This window comes from Streptomyces sp. NPDC043726 (assembly GCF_056436565.1).
The window spans coordinates 227,059-241,697 of record NZ_JBWKCI010000011.1; the positions used below are offsets into that span (position 1 = coordinate 227,059).

General features: G+C 71.4%; 12 protein-coding genes. 7 read left to right on the forward strand and 5 right to left on the reverse strand.

Annotated elements, in window-relative coordinates; translation table 11 throughout:
• Window positions 1-19 precede the first annotated feature (19 nt).
• The 4 genes from AC068Z_RS30510 (at window position 20) to ybaK (ending at window position 3,978) form a co-directional block, all read left to right on the forward strand.
• Window positions 20-1,597, forward strand: coding sequence for an oxidoreductase (locus AC068Z_RS30510; protein ID WP_478562681.1), 1,578 nt, complete (start codon window positions 20-22; stop codon window positions 1,595-1,597).
• A 108-nt stretch (window positions 1,598-1,705) separates the two neighbouring features.
• On the forward strand, window positions 1,706-2,719 hold the full coding sequence (locus tag AC068Z_RS30515) for a hypothetical protein (RefSeq protein WP_478562684.1): 1,014 nt from the start codon (window positions 1,706-1,708) through the stop codon (window positions 2,717-2,719).
• 11 nt (window positions 2,720-2,730) lie between these two features.
• The gene (locus tag AC068Z_RS30520) at window positions 2,731-3,471 is read left to right on the forward strand and encodes an LON peptidase substrate-binding domain-containing protein (RefSeq protein WP_478562687.1); all 741 of its coding nucleotides are present in this window, start codon (window positions 2,731-2,733) and stop codon (window positions 3,469-3,471) included.
• 12 nt (window positions 3,472-3,483) lie between these two features.
• A complete protein-coding gene (gene ybaK / locus AC068Z_RS30525) occupies window positions 3,484-3,978 on the forward strand; it encodes a Cys-tRNA(Pro) deacylase (protein ID WP_478562690.1) in 495 nt (164 codons plus the stop codon).
• Window positions 3,979-4,233: 255 nt separating this feature from the next.
• Here ybaK and AC068Z_RS30530 read toward each other — a convergent pair whose 3' ends face one another.
• The 4 genes from AC068Z_RS30530 to AC068Z_RS30545 all read right to left on the reverse strand — a co-directional run bounded on the left by AC068Z_RS30530 (window position 4,234) and on the right by AC068Z_RS30545 (window position 8,229).
• Window positions 4,234-4,944 carry a hypothetical protein gene (locus tag AC068Z_RS30530; protein WP_478562693.1) on the reverse strand — a complete coding sequence of 237 codons (711 nt, stop codon included), beginning with the start codon at window positions 4,942-4,944 and terminating at the stop codon, window positions 4,234-4,236.
• A gap of 34 nt (window positions 4,945-4,978) precedes the next feature.
• Window positions 4,979-5,803 (reverse strand): ABC transporter permease, encoded by an 825-nt coding sequence (locus AC068Z_RS30535; RefSeq protein ID WP_478562697.1) that lies wholly within the window; start codon window positions 5,801-5,803, stop codon window positions 4,979-4,981.
• Window positions 5,804-5,930: 127 nt separating this feature from the next.
• Entirely contained in the window at window positions 5,931-6,905 is a 975-nt protein-coding gene (locus tag AC068Z_RS30540) for an ABC transporter ATP-binding protein (RefSeq protein WP_478562700.1), read from the reverse strand.
• Between the two features lie 106 nt (window positions 6,906-7,011).
• Window positions 7,012-8,229: an NYN domain-containing protein gene (locus AC068Z_RS30545; RefSeq protein WP_478562703.1), complete on the reverse strand. Its 1,218-nt coding sequence runs from the start codon at window positions 8,227-8,229 to the stop codon at window positions 7,012-7,014.
• Between the two features lie 222 nt (window positions 8,230-8,451).
• Between AC068Z_RS30545 and AC068Z_RS30550 the strand changes: the two genes are divergently transcribed.
• Entirely contained in the window at window positions 8,452-8,616 is a 165-nt protein-coding gene (locus AC068Z_RS30550) for a hypothetical protein (RefSeq protein WP_478562706.1), read from the forward strand.
• 156 nt (window positions 8,617-8,772) lie between these two features.
• Here AC068Z_RS30550 and dnaE read toward each other — a convergent pair whose 3' ends face one another.
• A complete protein-coding gene (dnaE, locus tag AC068Z_RS30555) occupies window positions 8,773-12,312 on the reverse strand; it encodes a DNA polymerase III subunit alpha (RefSeq protein WP_478562709.1) in 3,540 nt (1,179 codons plus the stop codon).
• Between the two features lie 170 nt (window positions 12,313-12,482).
• Here dnaE and AC068Z_RS30560 point away from each other — a divergent pair, with 170 nt between their 5' ends.
• Both AC068Z_RS30560 and AC068Z_RS30565 read left to right on the forward strand, forming a co-directional pair.
• Window positions 12,483-13,832, forward strand: a complete 1,350-nt coding sequence (locus AC068Z_RS30560) for a DUF2252 domain-containing protein (RefSeq protein ID WP_478562712.1) — start codon at window positions 12,483-12,485, stop codon at window positions 13,830-13,832.
• Window positions 13,833-13,900: 68 nt separating this feature from the next.
• Window positions 13,901-14,596, forward strand: coding sequence for a hypothetical protein (locus AC068Z_RS30565; protein WP_478562714.1), 696 nt, complete (start codon window positions 13,901-13,903; stop codon window positions 14,594-14,596).
• Window positions 14,597-14,639: the final 43 nt, after the last annotated feature.

Sequence of the window (14,639 nt, forward strand, 5' to 3'; positions counted from 1 at the left end):
CGGGGAGGAAGGGAACACCGTGACCGAGGGGGCCGGCATCCGGGACGGAGACCTGCCGGACGATCTGACCGCCGCCGAGGCCGGCATGTGGCAGGCCTTCCGCAACGGCACCGTGTACGACTTGAGCAGCGGCGACACCGTCGTCGACGACCCGCACGGAGGGCACCCGTGGGGGCCCGAGCGGACCGTGCGCGCCCGCATCGTGTGCTGGCTGCTGCTGGACGGACCGCCCGCCCTGGCCGGCCGGGTGTCGTCGCTGAAGCTCGTCGGCGTCCGGATCAGCGGCAGCCTGGACCTGGCGGGCGGCACCGTGGATCCGTACGTCGAGATGCGCGGCTGCCGTTTCGACCGGGACGTGCTGCTGCCGGAGGCGCGGTTCACGACCATGCGACTGGTGGACTGCGCGGTGCCGCGGCTGGAGGCGGCCCGGGTGCACACCGAGGGCGATCTGCATCTGCCGCGCTGCCGGTTCCACAACGGCATCCGGCTCACCGACGCCCAGATCGGCACCGATCTGCTGCTCAACCAGGCGATCGTGTACCGCGACCGCAGCGGCCGTTCGATCGCCGGGGACGGCATGACGGTCGGGCAGGATCTCCAGGCCGAGCTGCTGGAGTCGCACGGCGAGCTGAGCCTGCGCAGCGCGAAGATCGGCGTCTCGCTCAGCCTGCGCGGGGCACGGCTGGCCAACCCGTACACCCGGCTGGCGCTCAACGCGCCCCAGCTGACGGTCGAGCGCTCGCTGTACCTGACCCCGGCCGGCGTCGGGAACCCGCTGCTCAGCGGCACGACCCCGGCCCGCGGCACCCGGATCCAGCGCTTCGAGTGCCAGGGCGGGGTGCGGCTGGACGACGGGCGGTTCGGGGACGCGGTCGACATGGAGCGGGCCCGGTTCACCCTCACCGACGAGCAGGAGGTGTCCCTGCGCCGGGTCCAGACACCGGAGCTGCGCTTCCTCGGGGAGCGGCCGGCGCGCGGCACGGTGGTGCTGTCGGGGGCACGGGTGGTCAACCTCATGGACCGGGCGGACGCCTGGCCGGGCCCCGGGCGGCTGCACATGGGCGGTTTCTCGTACGAGAACCTGGTCCCGCGCGGGCCCTTCCCGCTGGCCGAGCGGCTGGAGTGGGTGGCCGCGGCGACCGCCGAGTACAACCCGGAGCCGTACGAACGGCTCGCCACGGTGCTGCGGACGGGCGGTGAGGACGAGGACGCCCGCGAGGTGCTCCTCGCCAAGCAGCGCCGGCGCCGGGAGAGCCTGCCGATCGCCGCGAAGCTGTGGGGGTACGTCCAGGACTGGACGGTCGCCTACGGGTACCGGCCGGGACGGGCCGCGGTGTGGATGGCGGTGCTGTGGGCGGCGGGTTCGGTGGCGTTCGCGCGCGCCGGGCATCCGCCGCTCAAGCGGGGCGAGCATCCGGAGTGGAACCCGACGCTGTTCGCCCTGGACCTGCTGCTTCCGGTCATCGATCTGGGGCAGGTCGGCTTCTGGCAGCTCAAGGGCGGCTGGCAGTGGCTGGCGACGGCGATGATCCTGCTGGGCTGGATCCTGGCGACGACGGTGGCGGCGGGCGCGACACGGCTGCTGCGCAGGAACTGACGCCTGAGCTGGACCGGTCGCCCTTTTTACCTGTCCTTGACCCAAGGCCGTACAACTTTCCACGTTTTCCCCCAAGCCTCTGGCGCCGTCTCGACCAGCGGCTTTTCAATGGTCGACACCATGGCCCTGCTGCTGCCGTTCATCCGCGGTCCGCGGATGACAAGGACCGCGCCCCCCGTCCCCGGCCCACGCGCCGACGACGAGGTGCTGCTCGACGCGCCCGACACCCGGCTGGGCCCCGCGCTGGTCGCGGCCGCCCAGGGTGACCACGGCCCGGCCTCGGCGCTGCTCGCGGCCACCCGCGCGGCCCGCGAGTGGGAGCACCGCGACCGCTACACGGCCCGCCTCGCCGCCTTCGCCCATGCCCGGCCCGAGTGGTTCGAGTCCTGGCGCGCCGCCGCCCCGCACGACCCGGACTGCCTCGTGGTGGACGCCCAGCTGCGGGTGGACCGCGCCTGGCAGTCCCCGGCCCGGGCCGAGCTGCTGCGCGAGGTGAGCCCGCTGGTCACGGCCGCGGCGCACGGCGACGACCGGGACCCGGTGCCCTGGCGGATCGCCCTGGACCACGCGCGCGGCGCCCAGGCCGGACCGCGCTACGTGGAGGAGCTGTGGGAGGCGGCGATGCGCCGGGCCCCGCACCACTACGGCTGCCATGTGGCGGCCCTGCGCTATCTGGCCTCCTCCTGGCACGGCTCGCACGTCGAGTGCCTGGACTTCGCCGACCGCGCCGCACAGGACGCCCCGGCCGGCTCCCTGGTCCAGGCGCTGCCGCTGCGCGCGGCGTTCGCCTACCTGACGGACGGCTGCGGCCCCGAGGTGCCGAGGGCGCAGCTGGACGAGGCGGCGGACCGGGCGATCGCGCTCTCCGCGGCCCTGCCCCCGGCCGACCCGTGGTCGGCGGAGCTGCGCAACCTCCTGACGTACGTCCTGGTACGGCTGAACCGCCGCCCGGACGCCCTGGAGCAACTGCGCCTGACCGGCCCGTACGCCACCACGTTCCCCTGGGACCGCTTCTCGGACGACCCGCTGGGCCACTGTCTGCGGGTGCGGGACGAGATCCGCAGCGCGTCCGGCGGTCCGATCAACGGGCACCCCGGACGCGCACCCTCCCTGGACCATTAGGCTCTTGCGTCGTGACCACCGTCCGTCTCCCGCTCTTCCCCCTGAACTCGGTGCTCTTCCCGGGTCTGGTGCTCCCGCTGAACATCTTCGAGGAGCGCTATCGCGCCATGATGCGCGACCTGTTGAAGACCCCCGACGAGGAACCGCGCCGCTTCGCCGTCGTGGCGATCCGCGACGGCCACGAGGTGGCACCGAGCGCGCCCGGCATGCCTGATCCGACGGCGCTGCCGCAGCGCGGGCCCACGGCCGGCTTCGGGCCGGAGCCGCTGAAGTCCTTCCACTCGACGGGCTGCGTGGCCGACGCGGCGACGATCCGGGAGCGGGCGGACGGCACGTTCGAGGTGCTGGCGACGGGCACGACGCGGGTACGGCTGCTGTCGGTGGACGCGACGGGCCCGTTCCTGACGGCGGAGCTGGAGGAGCTGCCGGAGGACCAGGGCGACGAGGCGGGCGCGCTGGCGGAGGGCGTGCTGCGGGCGTTCCGCCAGTACCAGAAGCGACTGGCGGGGGCGCGGGAACGCTCCCTGTCCACCGGTGCCGAACTGCCGGACGAACCATCGGTGGTGTCGTACCTCGTGGCGGCGGCGATGATGCTGGACACCCCGACCAAGCAACGCCTGCTGCAGGCCCCCGACACGGCCTCCCGGCTGCGGGACGAGCTGAAACTGCTGCGCGCGGAGACGTCGATCATCCGTAACCTGCCGTCACTGCCGGCGGCGGAACTGACGCGCACGCCGACGAGTCTGAACTGAGGGAAGACCGGCATGGCGAAGAAGCAGAAGCAGTCGGCGGGGACTCCGGCGACGGTGGCCCTGACGGCGGCGGGCGCCGACTTCACGACCCACGCCTACGAGCACGACCCGTCGCACCCCTCCTACGGCGAGGAGGCGGCGCAGGCCATGGGCGTCTCCCCGGACCGGGTCTTCAAGACGCTGGTGGCGGAGGTCGACGGCAGGCTGACGGTGGCCGTGGTCCCGGTGGCGGGCCAGCTGGACCTGAAGGCCCTGGCGGCGGCGCGGGGCGGCAAGAAGGCGGCGATGGCCGACCCGACCCTGGCGGAGCGCACGACGGGCTACGTCCGGGGCGGCATCTCCCCCCTCGGCCAGCGCAAGAAACTCCCCACGGTCCTGGACGCCTCGGCGACGGCCCACGAGACCATCTGCGTCTCGGCGGGCCGCAGAGGCCTGGAGATCGAACTCTCCCCCACGACCCTGGCCACCCTCACGGAAGCGACCCTCGCCCCCATCGCCCGCGCCTGACCCCTCGACGACACGCGCTTCCTCGGTTAAGCAGAGAAGGCATGTCGAAGAAAACGCGGAAACGCAAATGGCGCATCAAAAAGGGCCGCTCCAACCACGGCAGGCGCCCGGCGTAGGGAACTCAGCACGGGCCCGCCGTCTTCAGCCCGTCCGGCGTTTGAGGACGAGGCCCGTTCAGGGCCGACAGCGGGGGTCTGGGGGCGCGGCCCCCAGGGATGGGACGGGTAGGGGCGGCGGGGGCGAGGAAAAAGCGGGCTACGCCTTCGGCGCCCCGTACCCGTCCAACGGCCGCTCCCGCTGGTCGTACGGATCCGGATCCCGAGGCCCGAACAGCGCCGTCAACCCGAGGTGCACCACCAGCGCGGCAATGGACCACACCAGCCACGCCCCCTTCGCGTCGAGCTCCAGCGGCGCCGAGAACGTCACCCCCTTGCCCACATCCTTCGCATGGGCGATCACATCCTGCGACGGCCCCAGCCACACCCCGACCCGCCAGGCCAGCAAGGACGCCAGGAACCCCCCGAGCGCCAGAGCGACCACCAGCGGCACACCCCCACGCCGCCGCCAGAGAAACACCCCCACCGCGCTCACCGCACCGAAGGCCAGCGCCAGCAGCGTGAACGTCCCGTCCACCCCGACCGCCTGCTCCCCCTCGGTGTCCTTGAAGTAGACGGCCCAGCCCCCGTCGACCACGTCCCCCACCAGCGGAACGCGCGGCGCCAGCCACCACCACAGCACCCCGAGCAGCACCCCGGCCACCGCCACGACCACCGTCACCGCGGCGCCCTCCCGCAGCTCGGCCCTCATCCCGGGCCCGTCCTGCCCGTACGACACAGGCGGCAGCCCGTACCCGTACTCCCCCTGCCCGTACGGAGAGGGGGACGAGGACGACGCGTGCGGCTGCTGCCACGCGGTGTTCGCGGGCTGGTCACGCGGCGGCGGAGGAGGAGTCAACGGTGCGGTCACCCTGACATCGTGCCAGGCCCGCCCGTGCGCCGCGTCACCGGACGGCCGCCCGACGGTACGCCCAGGTGGCCGCGGCCAGCGACACGACGCCCACCACCCCGCACACGGCGAGGTCACCGAGGACGAAGGCCCAGTCGGGCCGCTCCCCGAAGGTCCGCGCGAAGGCCTCCACGCCGTACGTCGACGGCAGCAGATCCCGCGCGAACCGCACCGCCTCGGGCATCCGCTCGGCGGGCAGAACCCCCAGCAGCAGCGCCGCGGACATCCCCAGCTGCCCCAGCACGGTGGCCAGTTCAGGCCGGGGCGCGAGCAGTCCCAGCGCCGCCCCCAGCCCCGCGAGGGCCGCCCCGGCGAGCGGGATCACCGCGACCAGCACCCACAGATGCGCCAGCGGCAACCCGAACAGCACACATCCGAACACCGCCGTCACCACGGTCCCGGGCACGGTGAAGGAGGCGTACGCCCCCGCCGCCCCGAGGACCACGGCCGCGGGCGGCACCGGCAGGGTGGCGTAGTGGTCGAGCCCTCCGCTGGCCCGCAGCTGCCCGAAGTACTGGGCGAGCAGGTTCAGCGCCACGAAGGCGACCACGAGCACCGAGGACCCGGCCACCACGGCCCGCGCCTCGTCCCCGCCGTCCACGACCCCCCGCATCAGGATCATGATCCCGATGGACTGGAAGGTCGCCACGAACAGCAGCGGAATCCGCGCGACCCGCGCACGCGAGAGCTGCGCCCGGTACACGGCGCACAGCGACGGCCACAGCCGGGCCCGCGGCCCGAGCTCGGCCGCGTCGGTGACGGGCGTCTCGTCCACGGCCGGCGCGCCGGCACGCAGAACCTCGGCGGGTACGACACTCACGTGGCGCTGCTCCTCTTCGCTCCGGCGGTGGTTCCGTTCCGTACGGATGCGACGCACTGCGTACTCAAGCCCGCACCGACAACACTCGAGCCGAACCCCACGACACCCCAGCCTGCCTCAGTCCCGCTCAAGCCTTCACCAGCCCCTGCTGCGCGGCCCCGCCCAGCGCCAGGTACACGTCCTCCAGGCTGGGCGTGGCGAGGGTGAAGTCGTCGAGGGCGGAGAACGCGGCCCCGCCGGTGACGGTGGCGACGACCGCGCGGGCCTCCTCTGGCGCGAGCCGCAGCGTCCAGCGGCGCCCCGACTCCACGACCCGGTCCTGGAGGGCGGCCACCTCGGGCACGTGCAGCGGCGCGGCGTCGCGCCACACCAGGTCGACCCGGACCTCCCCGGCGACCTGCTCCTTCAGCCCGGCCGGGGTGTCGCAGGCGATCACCCGCCCCCGGTCGAGCACGGCGACCCGGTCCAGCACGGTCTCGGCCTCGATGACGTTGTGGGTGACGAGCAGCACGGTCGTGCCGTGCTCGGCCCGCCGCCGGTCGACGGCGGACCAGACCGCCCGCCGCGCGACGGGGTCCATCCCGGTGGTCGGCTCGTCGAGCACGAGCAACGGCCGCTGCCCCACCAGCGCGGCGGCGAAGCAGGCGAGCCGCCGCTGCCCGCCGGAGAGCTTCTTCAGGGGCCGCGCGGCCAGCTCGGTCAGGCCCAGCTCCGCCAGCACGGCGTCCCGCTCGGCCCGGGCCGCGCGCACGTCCAGGCCGCGCAGCCGTCCGGTGGTCTCGGCGGCGAGGGAGACGGTCAGTTCGTCGAGCGCGGTCGACTCCTGGCCGAGGTAGGCGAGGATCCGCGCGGCCCGCTCCGGGTGCCGCACGATGTCGTGCCCGAGGATCTCCACGCTGCCGCGATCGGGCCGCATCAGCCCGGTGAGCTGACGTACCAGCGTGGTCTTGCCGGCGCCGTTCGGCCCGAGCAGCCCGAAGATCTCACCACGCCGGATGTCCAGCCGTACGTCGTCGGTGGCCCGCACCTCGGGAGTGCCCGGCGTGCCGCGCCGCGCCCGCACCGCCGGATAGGTCTTGGTCAGCCCGCGCACGGCACACACGACATCCCCTTTGGGCCGAAGTGCCTGTCCCGCGCGCGTACTCACAAGGGATGAGCCTACGGGGTCGGGCGGCCCCGCTCGCCCCTGGGGCGGCGTATGTGCCGTTTCACTCCCCCGCGGGCGCGTGCTCCGCGGCGGTCCGGACATCGATCTCCCGCCAGAACCCGGCCCGGATCGCGTACCGGTCGTGCTCGTCGATCTGGTCGTCCTTGTGGGCGAGCAGCCCGAACCGGGCCGCGTACCTGAGCAGTTCCCCGTCGATCCGGTGCGGGATGCGCGGGTACATCCCCGACAGCTTCTGCAGGTGGCTCTGGTCCCCGAGCCGTCCCATCCACCGCCGTGCGAACACCTGCCCGACCTCGTACGGGTCCCCGCCGACGGTCGTGATGTCCTCCTCCCGGTCGGCCCACCGCTGCTCCGCCGTGGTCACCTGGGCCAGCGTCGGCATGGACGCGATCTCGGGCGGCTCGGCGGCGGTGCCGGGCCGGTCCACCCAGCCCTTGTCGGAGGACCATCGCAGCGTCGCCCCGGCCGGGTGGGTGGCGGGCGGCACTCCGGGGCCGCGCAGGGCGGCCAGGTCCTTCGGCGTGGGCACGCCCTTGGGCGCGGGCACCCGCTCCTGCGTGCCGTTCTCCTGGGCGGCGGCCGGCTGCCGGTGCTCCCGCTCCTCGGTGGGCCGCTCGGCCCCGGCGAGCGCGGAGTCGGGCAGCGGCGCGGAGAGGATCGCGGCGATCTCGGGCCGCGGCGCGGGCGGCGGCGCGCAGATCCCGCCGAGGTCCTTGGCGCGTACGGCCTTGGTGATCCACGTACGGTCCAGCACGCGCCGCTCGTCGGCCTCGGCGACCAGGTCCTCGGACTGGTTGTAGTCGCCGTCCGCGGCCTGCACGGCCCACAGGTGTACGGCGACGCCGTGCTCCTTCGCGGCCATCATGCCCGGCAGCAGATCACCGTCCCCGGTCACCAGCACCACGTCCGAACAGGCCCGGTTGCGGGCCAGTTCGGTCAGCTCGGCGTGCATGGCGGCGTCCACGCCCTTCTGGGCCCAGCGTCCGTCGCTGCGGGTCAGCGCGCCGAGCCGGACGGTCACCCGGGGCATCACGCGCAGCCTGCGGTGCTCGGGCTGCGGGACGCGGTCGGGGGCGCCGTCGAACCAGTAGATGCGCAGCAGCGGACGTTCGGTGTCCGACTCGGCGCGCTCGCGCAGGCCCTGGATGAGGGCCGTGTGATCGACGGTGATCCGGGAGCGGGAGGGCTCTCCGGCGAGAAGAGAGGCGGCGGCCCCCAGCAGATACCCGGCGTCCACCAGGACGATGCAGCGGTCCACGCGATCCACCCTCTTTCCGGGAGGTTTGCTTCGGGCTTCCTTCGAGTCTGCCCGACCGCGCGAAGGTTAACGGCCGGAACTCGATCTTCGGCGTGGCGTTTCGGGGCGACCGGCTCGAGTGAGCGCCGTCACCGACGGTAATTATCCGAAATGCGCTCTTTGTCGGCCTATGTGAGTCTGGTCGCGGCCCTGGCCCCTAGATCCCCACAGGAGGCAGACACCATGGCCAAGAACAAGAAGCAGGACCGGAAGCAGCCGCAGTCCGAGCGTGGACAGCAGCAGGCCCAGCAGTCCTCCATGGAGCAGCAGGCCGAGCAGCGCATGTCCCAGGTGACGCCGGGCGACATGGCGCGCAAGGGCCGGCAGAAGCGCTTCGGTCACAACTGACATCTTCATAACGGGCTGTTGCAGCCCAGGCACATGGCGAGGGGCGCACCCGATGGATGGGGTGCGCCCCTCTCAAGCGTCCTGACTCACGCCTCCTGGCTCAAGCGTCCTGACTCACGCCTCCTGGCTCAGGCGTCCTGACTCACGCGTCGTCGCTCAGCCGGCCAGGCAGGACGGGCCGAGCAGCACCTTCAGATCGCCGAAGAGAGCCGGGTCCGGCTTCACCCGGTGCCGGTCCAGACGCAGGACCGTCGTCCTGGTCGGCCCCTGGAGCTTGATGCGGACCTCGCTGTCGCCCTTGTGATGGCTGAGGATCTCGCCGAGCCGGCTCACCATCGGCGGGGTGACCCGGGTCGCCGGGATGGTGAGGACCACTGGCGCGTTCGTGCCCGCGTTGGACAGGTCCGGGACCATCAGCTCCATCGCGACCAGCCGCGGCACGTCCTCGCGCTTGTCCAGGCGGCCCTTGACGAAGACGACCGCGTCCTCGACGAGCTGCGTGGAGACGAGCTGGTAGGTCGCCGGGAAGAACATGCACTCGATGGAGCCGGCGAGATCCTCGACGGTGGCGATGGCCCAGGCGTTGCCCTGCTTGGTCATCTTGCGCTGCAGGCCCGAGATGATGCCGCCGATGGTGACGACCGCGCCGTCCGCGTGCTCACCGCCGGTGAGCTGGGCGATGCCCGCGTCCGCCTTGTCCGAGAGCACGTGCTCCAGACCGAAGAGCGGGTGGTCGGAGACGTACAGACCGAGCATCTCCCGCTCCTGGGCGAGCAGGTACGTCTTGTCCCACTCGTCGGTGGAGAACTCCACGTCCAGCCCGAAGCCGGGCTCGCTGCTCTCCTCCTCGCCCATGCCGCCGAAGAGGTCGAACTGGCCCTCGGCCTCCTTGCGCTTGACCGCGACCACGTTGTCGATCATCGGCTCGTAGTGAGCGGTGAGGCCCTTGCGGGTGTGGCCGAGGGTGTCGAAGGCGCCCGCCTTGATCAGCGACTCGGTGGTGCGCTTGTTGCAGGCGGCCGCGTCGATCTTGTCGAGGTAGTCGGGGAAGGAGGCGTACTTCCCCTTGGCCTTGCGGCTCTTGATGATCGACTCGACGACGTTCGTGCCGACGTTCCGCACGGCCTCCAGGCCGAAGAGGATCACGTCGTCGCCCTGGGCGGCGAAGTTGTGCACGGACTCGTTGACGTTCGGCGGGAGCACCCGGATGCCCATGCGACGGCATTCGTTGAGGTAGATCGCCGACTTGTCCTTGTCGTCCTTGACGGAGGTCAGCAGCGCGGCCATGTACTCGGCGGGGTGGTTCGCCTTGAGGTAGGCGGTCCAGTACGAGACCAGGCCGTACGCGGCCGAATGCGCCTTGTTGAAGGCGTAGCCGGCGAAGGGGACCAGGACGTCCCACAGGGCCTGGATGGCCTCGTCGCTGTAGCCGTTCTTGCGGGCGCCGGCCTGGAAGATGGTGAAGTTCTTGGCCAGCTCATCGGGCTTCTTCTTGCCCATCACGCGGCGCAGGATGTCGGCCTCGCCGAGCGAGTACCCGGCGATGATCTGGGCGGCCTTCTGGACCTGCTCCTGGTAGACGATCAGGCCGTAGGTGACGGCCAGGACCTCTTCCAGGGGCTCCTCCAGCTCTTTGTGGATCGGGGTGATCTCCTGGAGCTTGTTCTTGCGCAGCGCGTAGTTCGTGTGCGAGTCCATGCCCATCGGGCCGGGACGGTAGAGCGCCGAGACGGCGGAGATGTCTTCGAAGTTGTCGGGCTTCATCAGGCGCAGCAGTGAGCGCATGGGGCCGCCGTCGAACTGGAAGACGCCGAGCGTCTCACCGCGCTGGAGCAGCTCGAAGGTCGTCGGATCGTCGAGCGGAAGCGCCAGCAGGTCGAGCTCGACGCCCTTGTTGGACTTCACCATCTTGACGGCGTCGTCCATGATCGTCAGGTTGCGCAGGCCGAGGAAGTCCATCTTCAGCAGGCCGAGCGACTCGCACTGCGGGTAGTCCCACTGCGTGATGGTCACGCCGTCGGTGTGCCGCACCCAGATCGGGGCGTGGTCCACGATCGGCTCGCTGGACATGATGACGCCGGCGGCGTGCACGCCCATCTGCCGGACCAGGCCCTCGACGCCCTTGGCGGTGTCGATGACCTTCTTGACGTCCGGCTCGTTCTCGTACATCGCCCGGATCTCGCCGGCCTCGCTGTAGCGCGGGTGCGAGGGGTTGGTGATGCCGTCGAGGTCGATGCCCTTGCCGAGGACGTCGGCGGGCATCGCCTTGGTGAGGCGGTCGCCCATGGCGTACGGATAGCCCAGCACGCGCGCGGAGTCCTTGATGGCGTTCTTCGCCTTGATCTTGCCGTAAGTGCCGATCATGGCGACCTTGTCGGCGCCGTACTTCTCGGTCACGTACCTGATCACCTCGACGCGCCTGCGCTCGTCGAAGTCGATGTCGACGTCGGGCATGGAGACGCGCTCGGGGTTCAGGAACCGCTCGAAGATCAGTCCGTGCGGGATCGGGTCGAGGTCGGTGATGCCCATGGCGTACGCGACGATCGAACCGGCCGCCGAGCCGCGGCCCGGACCGACCGCGATGCCCTGGCTCTTGGCCCACATGATGAAGTCGGCGACGACGAGGAAGTACCCCGGGAACCCCATCTGGATGATGACGTCCATCTCGTAGTCGACCTGCTTCTGGCGGTCCTCGGGGATGCCGCCGGGGAAGCGGCGCTCCATGCCGCGGCGGACCTCCTCCTTGAACCAGGTGACCTCCGTGTAGCCCTCGGGGATGTCGAACTTGGGCATGAGGTCGCGCTTCTCGAACATGCCCGTGGTGTCGATCTGCTCGGCCACCAGGAGGGTGTTGCGGCAGCCCTCCTGCCAGGCGTCCGAGGAGTCGATGGCGTACATCTCGTCCGTGGACTTCAGGTAGTAGCCGGTGCCGTCGAACCTGAAGCGGTCGGGGTCGGAGAGGTTCTTGCCGGTCTGGATGCACAGCAGGGCGTCGTGCGCGCCCGCCTCGTGCGCGTAGGTGTAGTGCGAGTCGTTGGTGACCAGCGGCGGGATGCCGAGCTTCTTGCCGATCTCCAGCAGTCCGTCGCGGACCCGGCGCTCGATCTCGATGCCGTGGTCCATCAGCTCCAGGAAGTAGCGGTCCTTGCCGAAGATGTCCTGGTACTCGGCGGCCGCCTTCAGGGCCTCGTCGTACTGGCCGAGGCGCAGCCGGGTCTGGAGTTCGCCGGAGGGGCAGCCGGTGGAGGCGATGAGCCCCTCGGACCACTGGGAGATGGTCTCCTTGTCCATCCGGGGCCACTTCTGCAGCCAGCCCTCGGCGTAGGCGTCCGAGGAGAGCCGGAAGAGGTTGTGCAGACCGGTGGCGTTCGCCGCCCAGATCGTCTTGTGGGTGTAACCACCCGAACCGGAGACGTCGTCCCGCTTCTGGTGCGGCTGGCCCCACTGGATCTTGCGCTTGTTGCGCCGGGACTCGGGGGCGACGTACGCCTCGATCCCGATGATCGGGGTGACCCCGGCCTTCTTCGCGGAGTGGAAGAAGTCGTACGCGCCGTGCAGGTTGCCGTGGTCGGACATCGCGATGTGCGTCATGCCCATCTCATTGCACGCGTTGAACATGTCCTTCAGCCGCGCGGCACCGTCCAGCAGCGAGTACTGGGTGTGGACGTGCAGGTGCGTGAACGGCGGCTTTGACACGGTGGGCCCTCCAGGGGAAACACTCGGCGACGGGCTGGCGGACAGTTCTGGGGTCAGCGTCGAAGTCTATGCCTCGGGTCTGACACTCCGCGGGCACTCCGACGTACGGTCGTGCGTTGGAGACGGCAGAGACGCTGTCGTCCATGCACTGCACCAGGAGGCACCCAGCGATGTCGGTTCCGAAGCTCAGCGACGAGCAGCGCGGCGAGGAGATCCTCTCCGTCTTCGACACCGCGTTCGGCGAGCTCCTGGCCGCCGACCCGGCCGCGTTCCGCGTGAAGTTCCGCAAGATGGCGGCCTCCGCGTTCGCGTTCTACCGCGGTACGGCGTGCCTCTTCTACCACGACCTGGACGCGGAGAACGCCGGGCGGGGTGGCGGGCGGATATTCAGCGGGCCGTTCCTGGACGAGCGCACCTCGCGCGTGTGGATCCACGGCGATCTGCACGCGGAGAACTTCGGCACGTACATGGACTCCACCGGTCGGCTGATCTTCAACGTCAACGACTTCGACGAGGCCTACGTCGGCCCCTTCACGTGGGACCTCCAGCGCTTCGCCGCCTCCGTGGCGCTGGTGGGGTACGCGAAGGCGCTCAGCGACGAGCAGATCACCGAGCTGGTGCGGGTGTACGCGAGCGCCTACCACGAGCGGATCCACGCGCTGGCGACCGGCGCCAAGAGCGACGAGGTGCCGCCCTTCACCCTGGACACCGCCCAGGGCCCGCTGCTGGACGCCCTGCGGGACGCCCGCGCGCTGACCCGGTTCGGGCTGCTTGACTCGATGACCGAGATCCGGGAGTTCGAGCGCCGCTTCGCCCCGGGCGGCGGCTCCATCGAGCTGGACGCGGCCACCCGCTACAAGGTGCTCGCCGCCTTCGACGGCTATCTCGAGACGCTCCCGGAGTCCTCCCTGACCCGCCCGGACTCCTACCGCGTGAAGGACGTCGTCGGCCGCCGGGGGATCGGCATCGGCTCGGCCGGGCTGCCGTCGTACAACATCCTGCTGGAGGGCAACAGCGACGCCCTGGAGAACGACGTCGTGATCTACATCAAGCAGGCCCAGACCCCGGCCGTCTCCCGGCACATCACCGACCCGGCGATCCGGGACTACTTCCAGCACGAGGGGCACCGCACGGTGATCTCCCAGCGCGCGCTCCAGGCGCACGCCGACCCGTGGCTGGGCTGGACCGAGCTGGACGGCTCGGGCCAGCTGGTCGCGGAGGTCTCGCCGTACGCCGTGGACCTGGACTGGGGCGACATCGACGACCCGGAGGAGATCGCGGCGGTCGTCGCGGACCTCGGCCGGGCCACCGCTTCGATGCACTCGGCGGCCGACGACACCTCCGGCGAGTCCCTGGTGCCGTTCTCCACCGAGCGCGCCATCGACGCGGCCATCGCCGCCGACGAGGACGGCTTCGCCGAGCTCCTGGTGGGCTTCGCCCACGAGTACGGCGCACGCGCGCGTGCCGACCACCAGATCTTCGTGGACCTGTTCCGCAACGGCCGGATCCCCGGCCTGTGACCCAAGGGGCGTTCACAGGGAGCCTTTAGGGCTCCCTTACAGCCCTCCGTGACACACTCTCCAGCGCTATGGACATATCCGGGACCCGACTGCGAGCGCTTCGCGCGGCGCTGTTCACGGCACTCGTCGTGACGCTCAGCACCGCGTCGCACGTGCTGCTGTCCCGGGTCCCGCTGCCCCTGAACACGGTGGCGCTGGTCGCCGCCGGCGTGTTCGTCGTGGCCTACGCGCTGGCCGGGCGCGAGCGCGGATTCGGGCGGATCGCCGCCCTGCTGATCCCGCTGGAGCTGGCCGCCGACACCGTCTTCACCACCGGCCAGCACGTCTGTTACGGCGCCGCGGGCGGCCCGGTCGCGGGCCCGCTGCGCTCGGTCGGGCTGGACGTGCTGTGCGGCGACGGCACCCGGGTCGGCACCGCGCTGACCGCGGTCACCGAGAGGACCGGCACCGACCGGCTCGCCGCTCTCCTCGCGCACGCCGACCCGGAGACCGCCTGGCTGCTGCTCGCCGCGCACGTCACGGTGGGCCTGGTCGCCGCCGCCTGGCTGCGCCGCGGTGAGCGCGCGCTGGGCCAGCTGCTGCGGGCGGTCGCGGCCACCACCTTCCGGCCGCTGCTGCTGGCGGTCGCCGCCGTGACGGTCCGGCCCGCCCGGTCGGTCCGCCGGCTGCCGCGCCCGCGCCGCCGTACCACCGCCGCCCGTGAGCGGCTCCTCACCCACTCCTTGGGACGGCGTGGACCGCCGTGCTCAGTCGCCTTCGCCTGAGCACGACCAGTCCACCCATACGTCATGCGCACACATGAGGTGT

Coding starts and splice junctions, on each gene's coding strand:
- AC068Z_RS30550 (WP_478562706.1), top strand. CDS start 8,452: ATGGCCAAGAACAAGAAGCAGGACCGGAAGCAGCCGCAGTCCGAGCGT.
- AC068Z_RS30515 (WP_478562684.1), top strand. CDS start 1,706: ATGGTCGACACCATGGCCCTGCTGCTGCCGTTCATCCGCGGTCCGCGG.
- AC068Z_RS30565 (WP_478562714.1), top strand. CDS start 13,901: ATGGACATATCCGGGACCCGACTGCGAGCGCTTCGCGCGGCGCTGTTC.
- ybaK (WP_478562690.1), top strand. CDS start 3,484: ATGGCGAAGAAGCAGAAGCAGTCGGCGGGGACTCCGGCGACGGTGGCC.
- AC068Z_RS30560 (WP_478562712.1), top strand. CDS start 12,483: ATGTCGGTTCCGAAGCTCAGCGACGAGCAGCGCGGCGAGGAGATCCTC.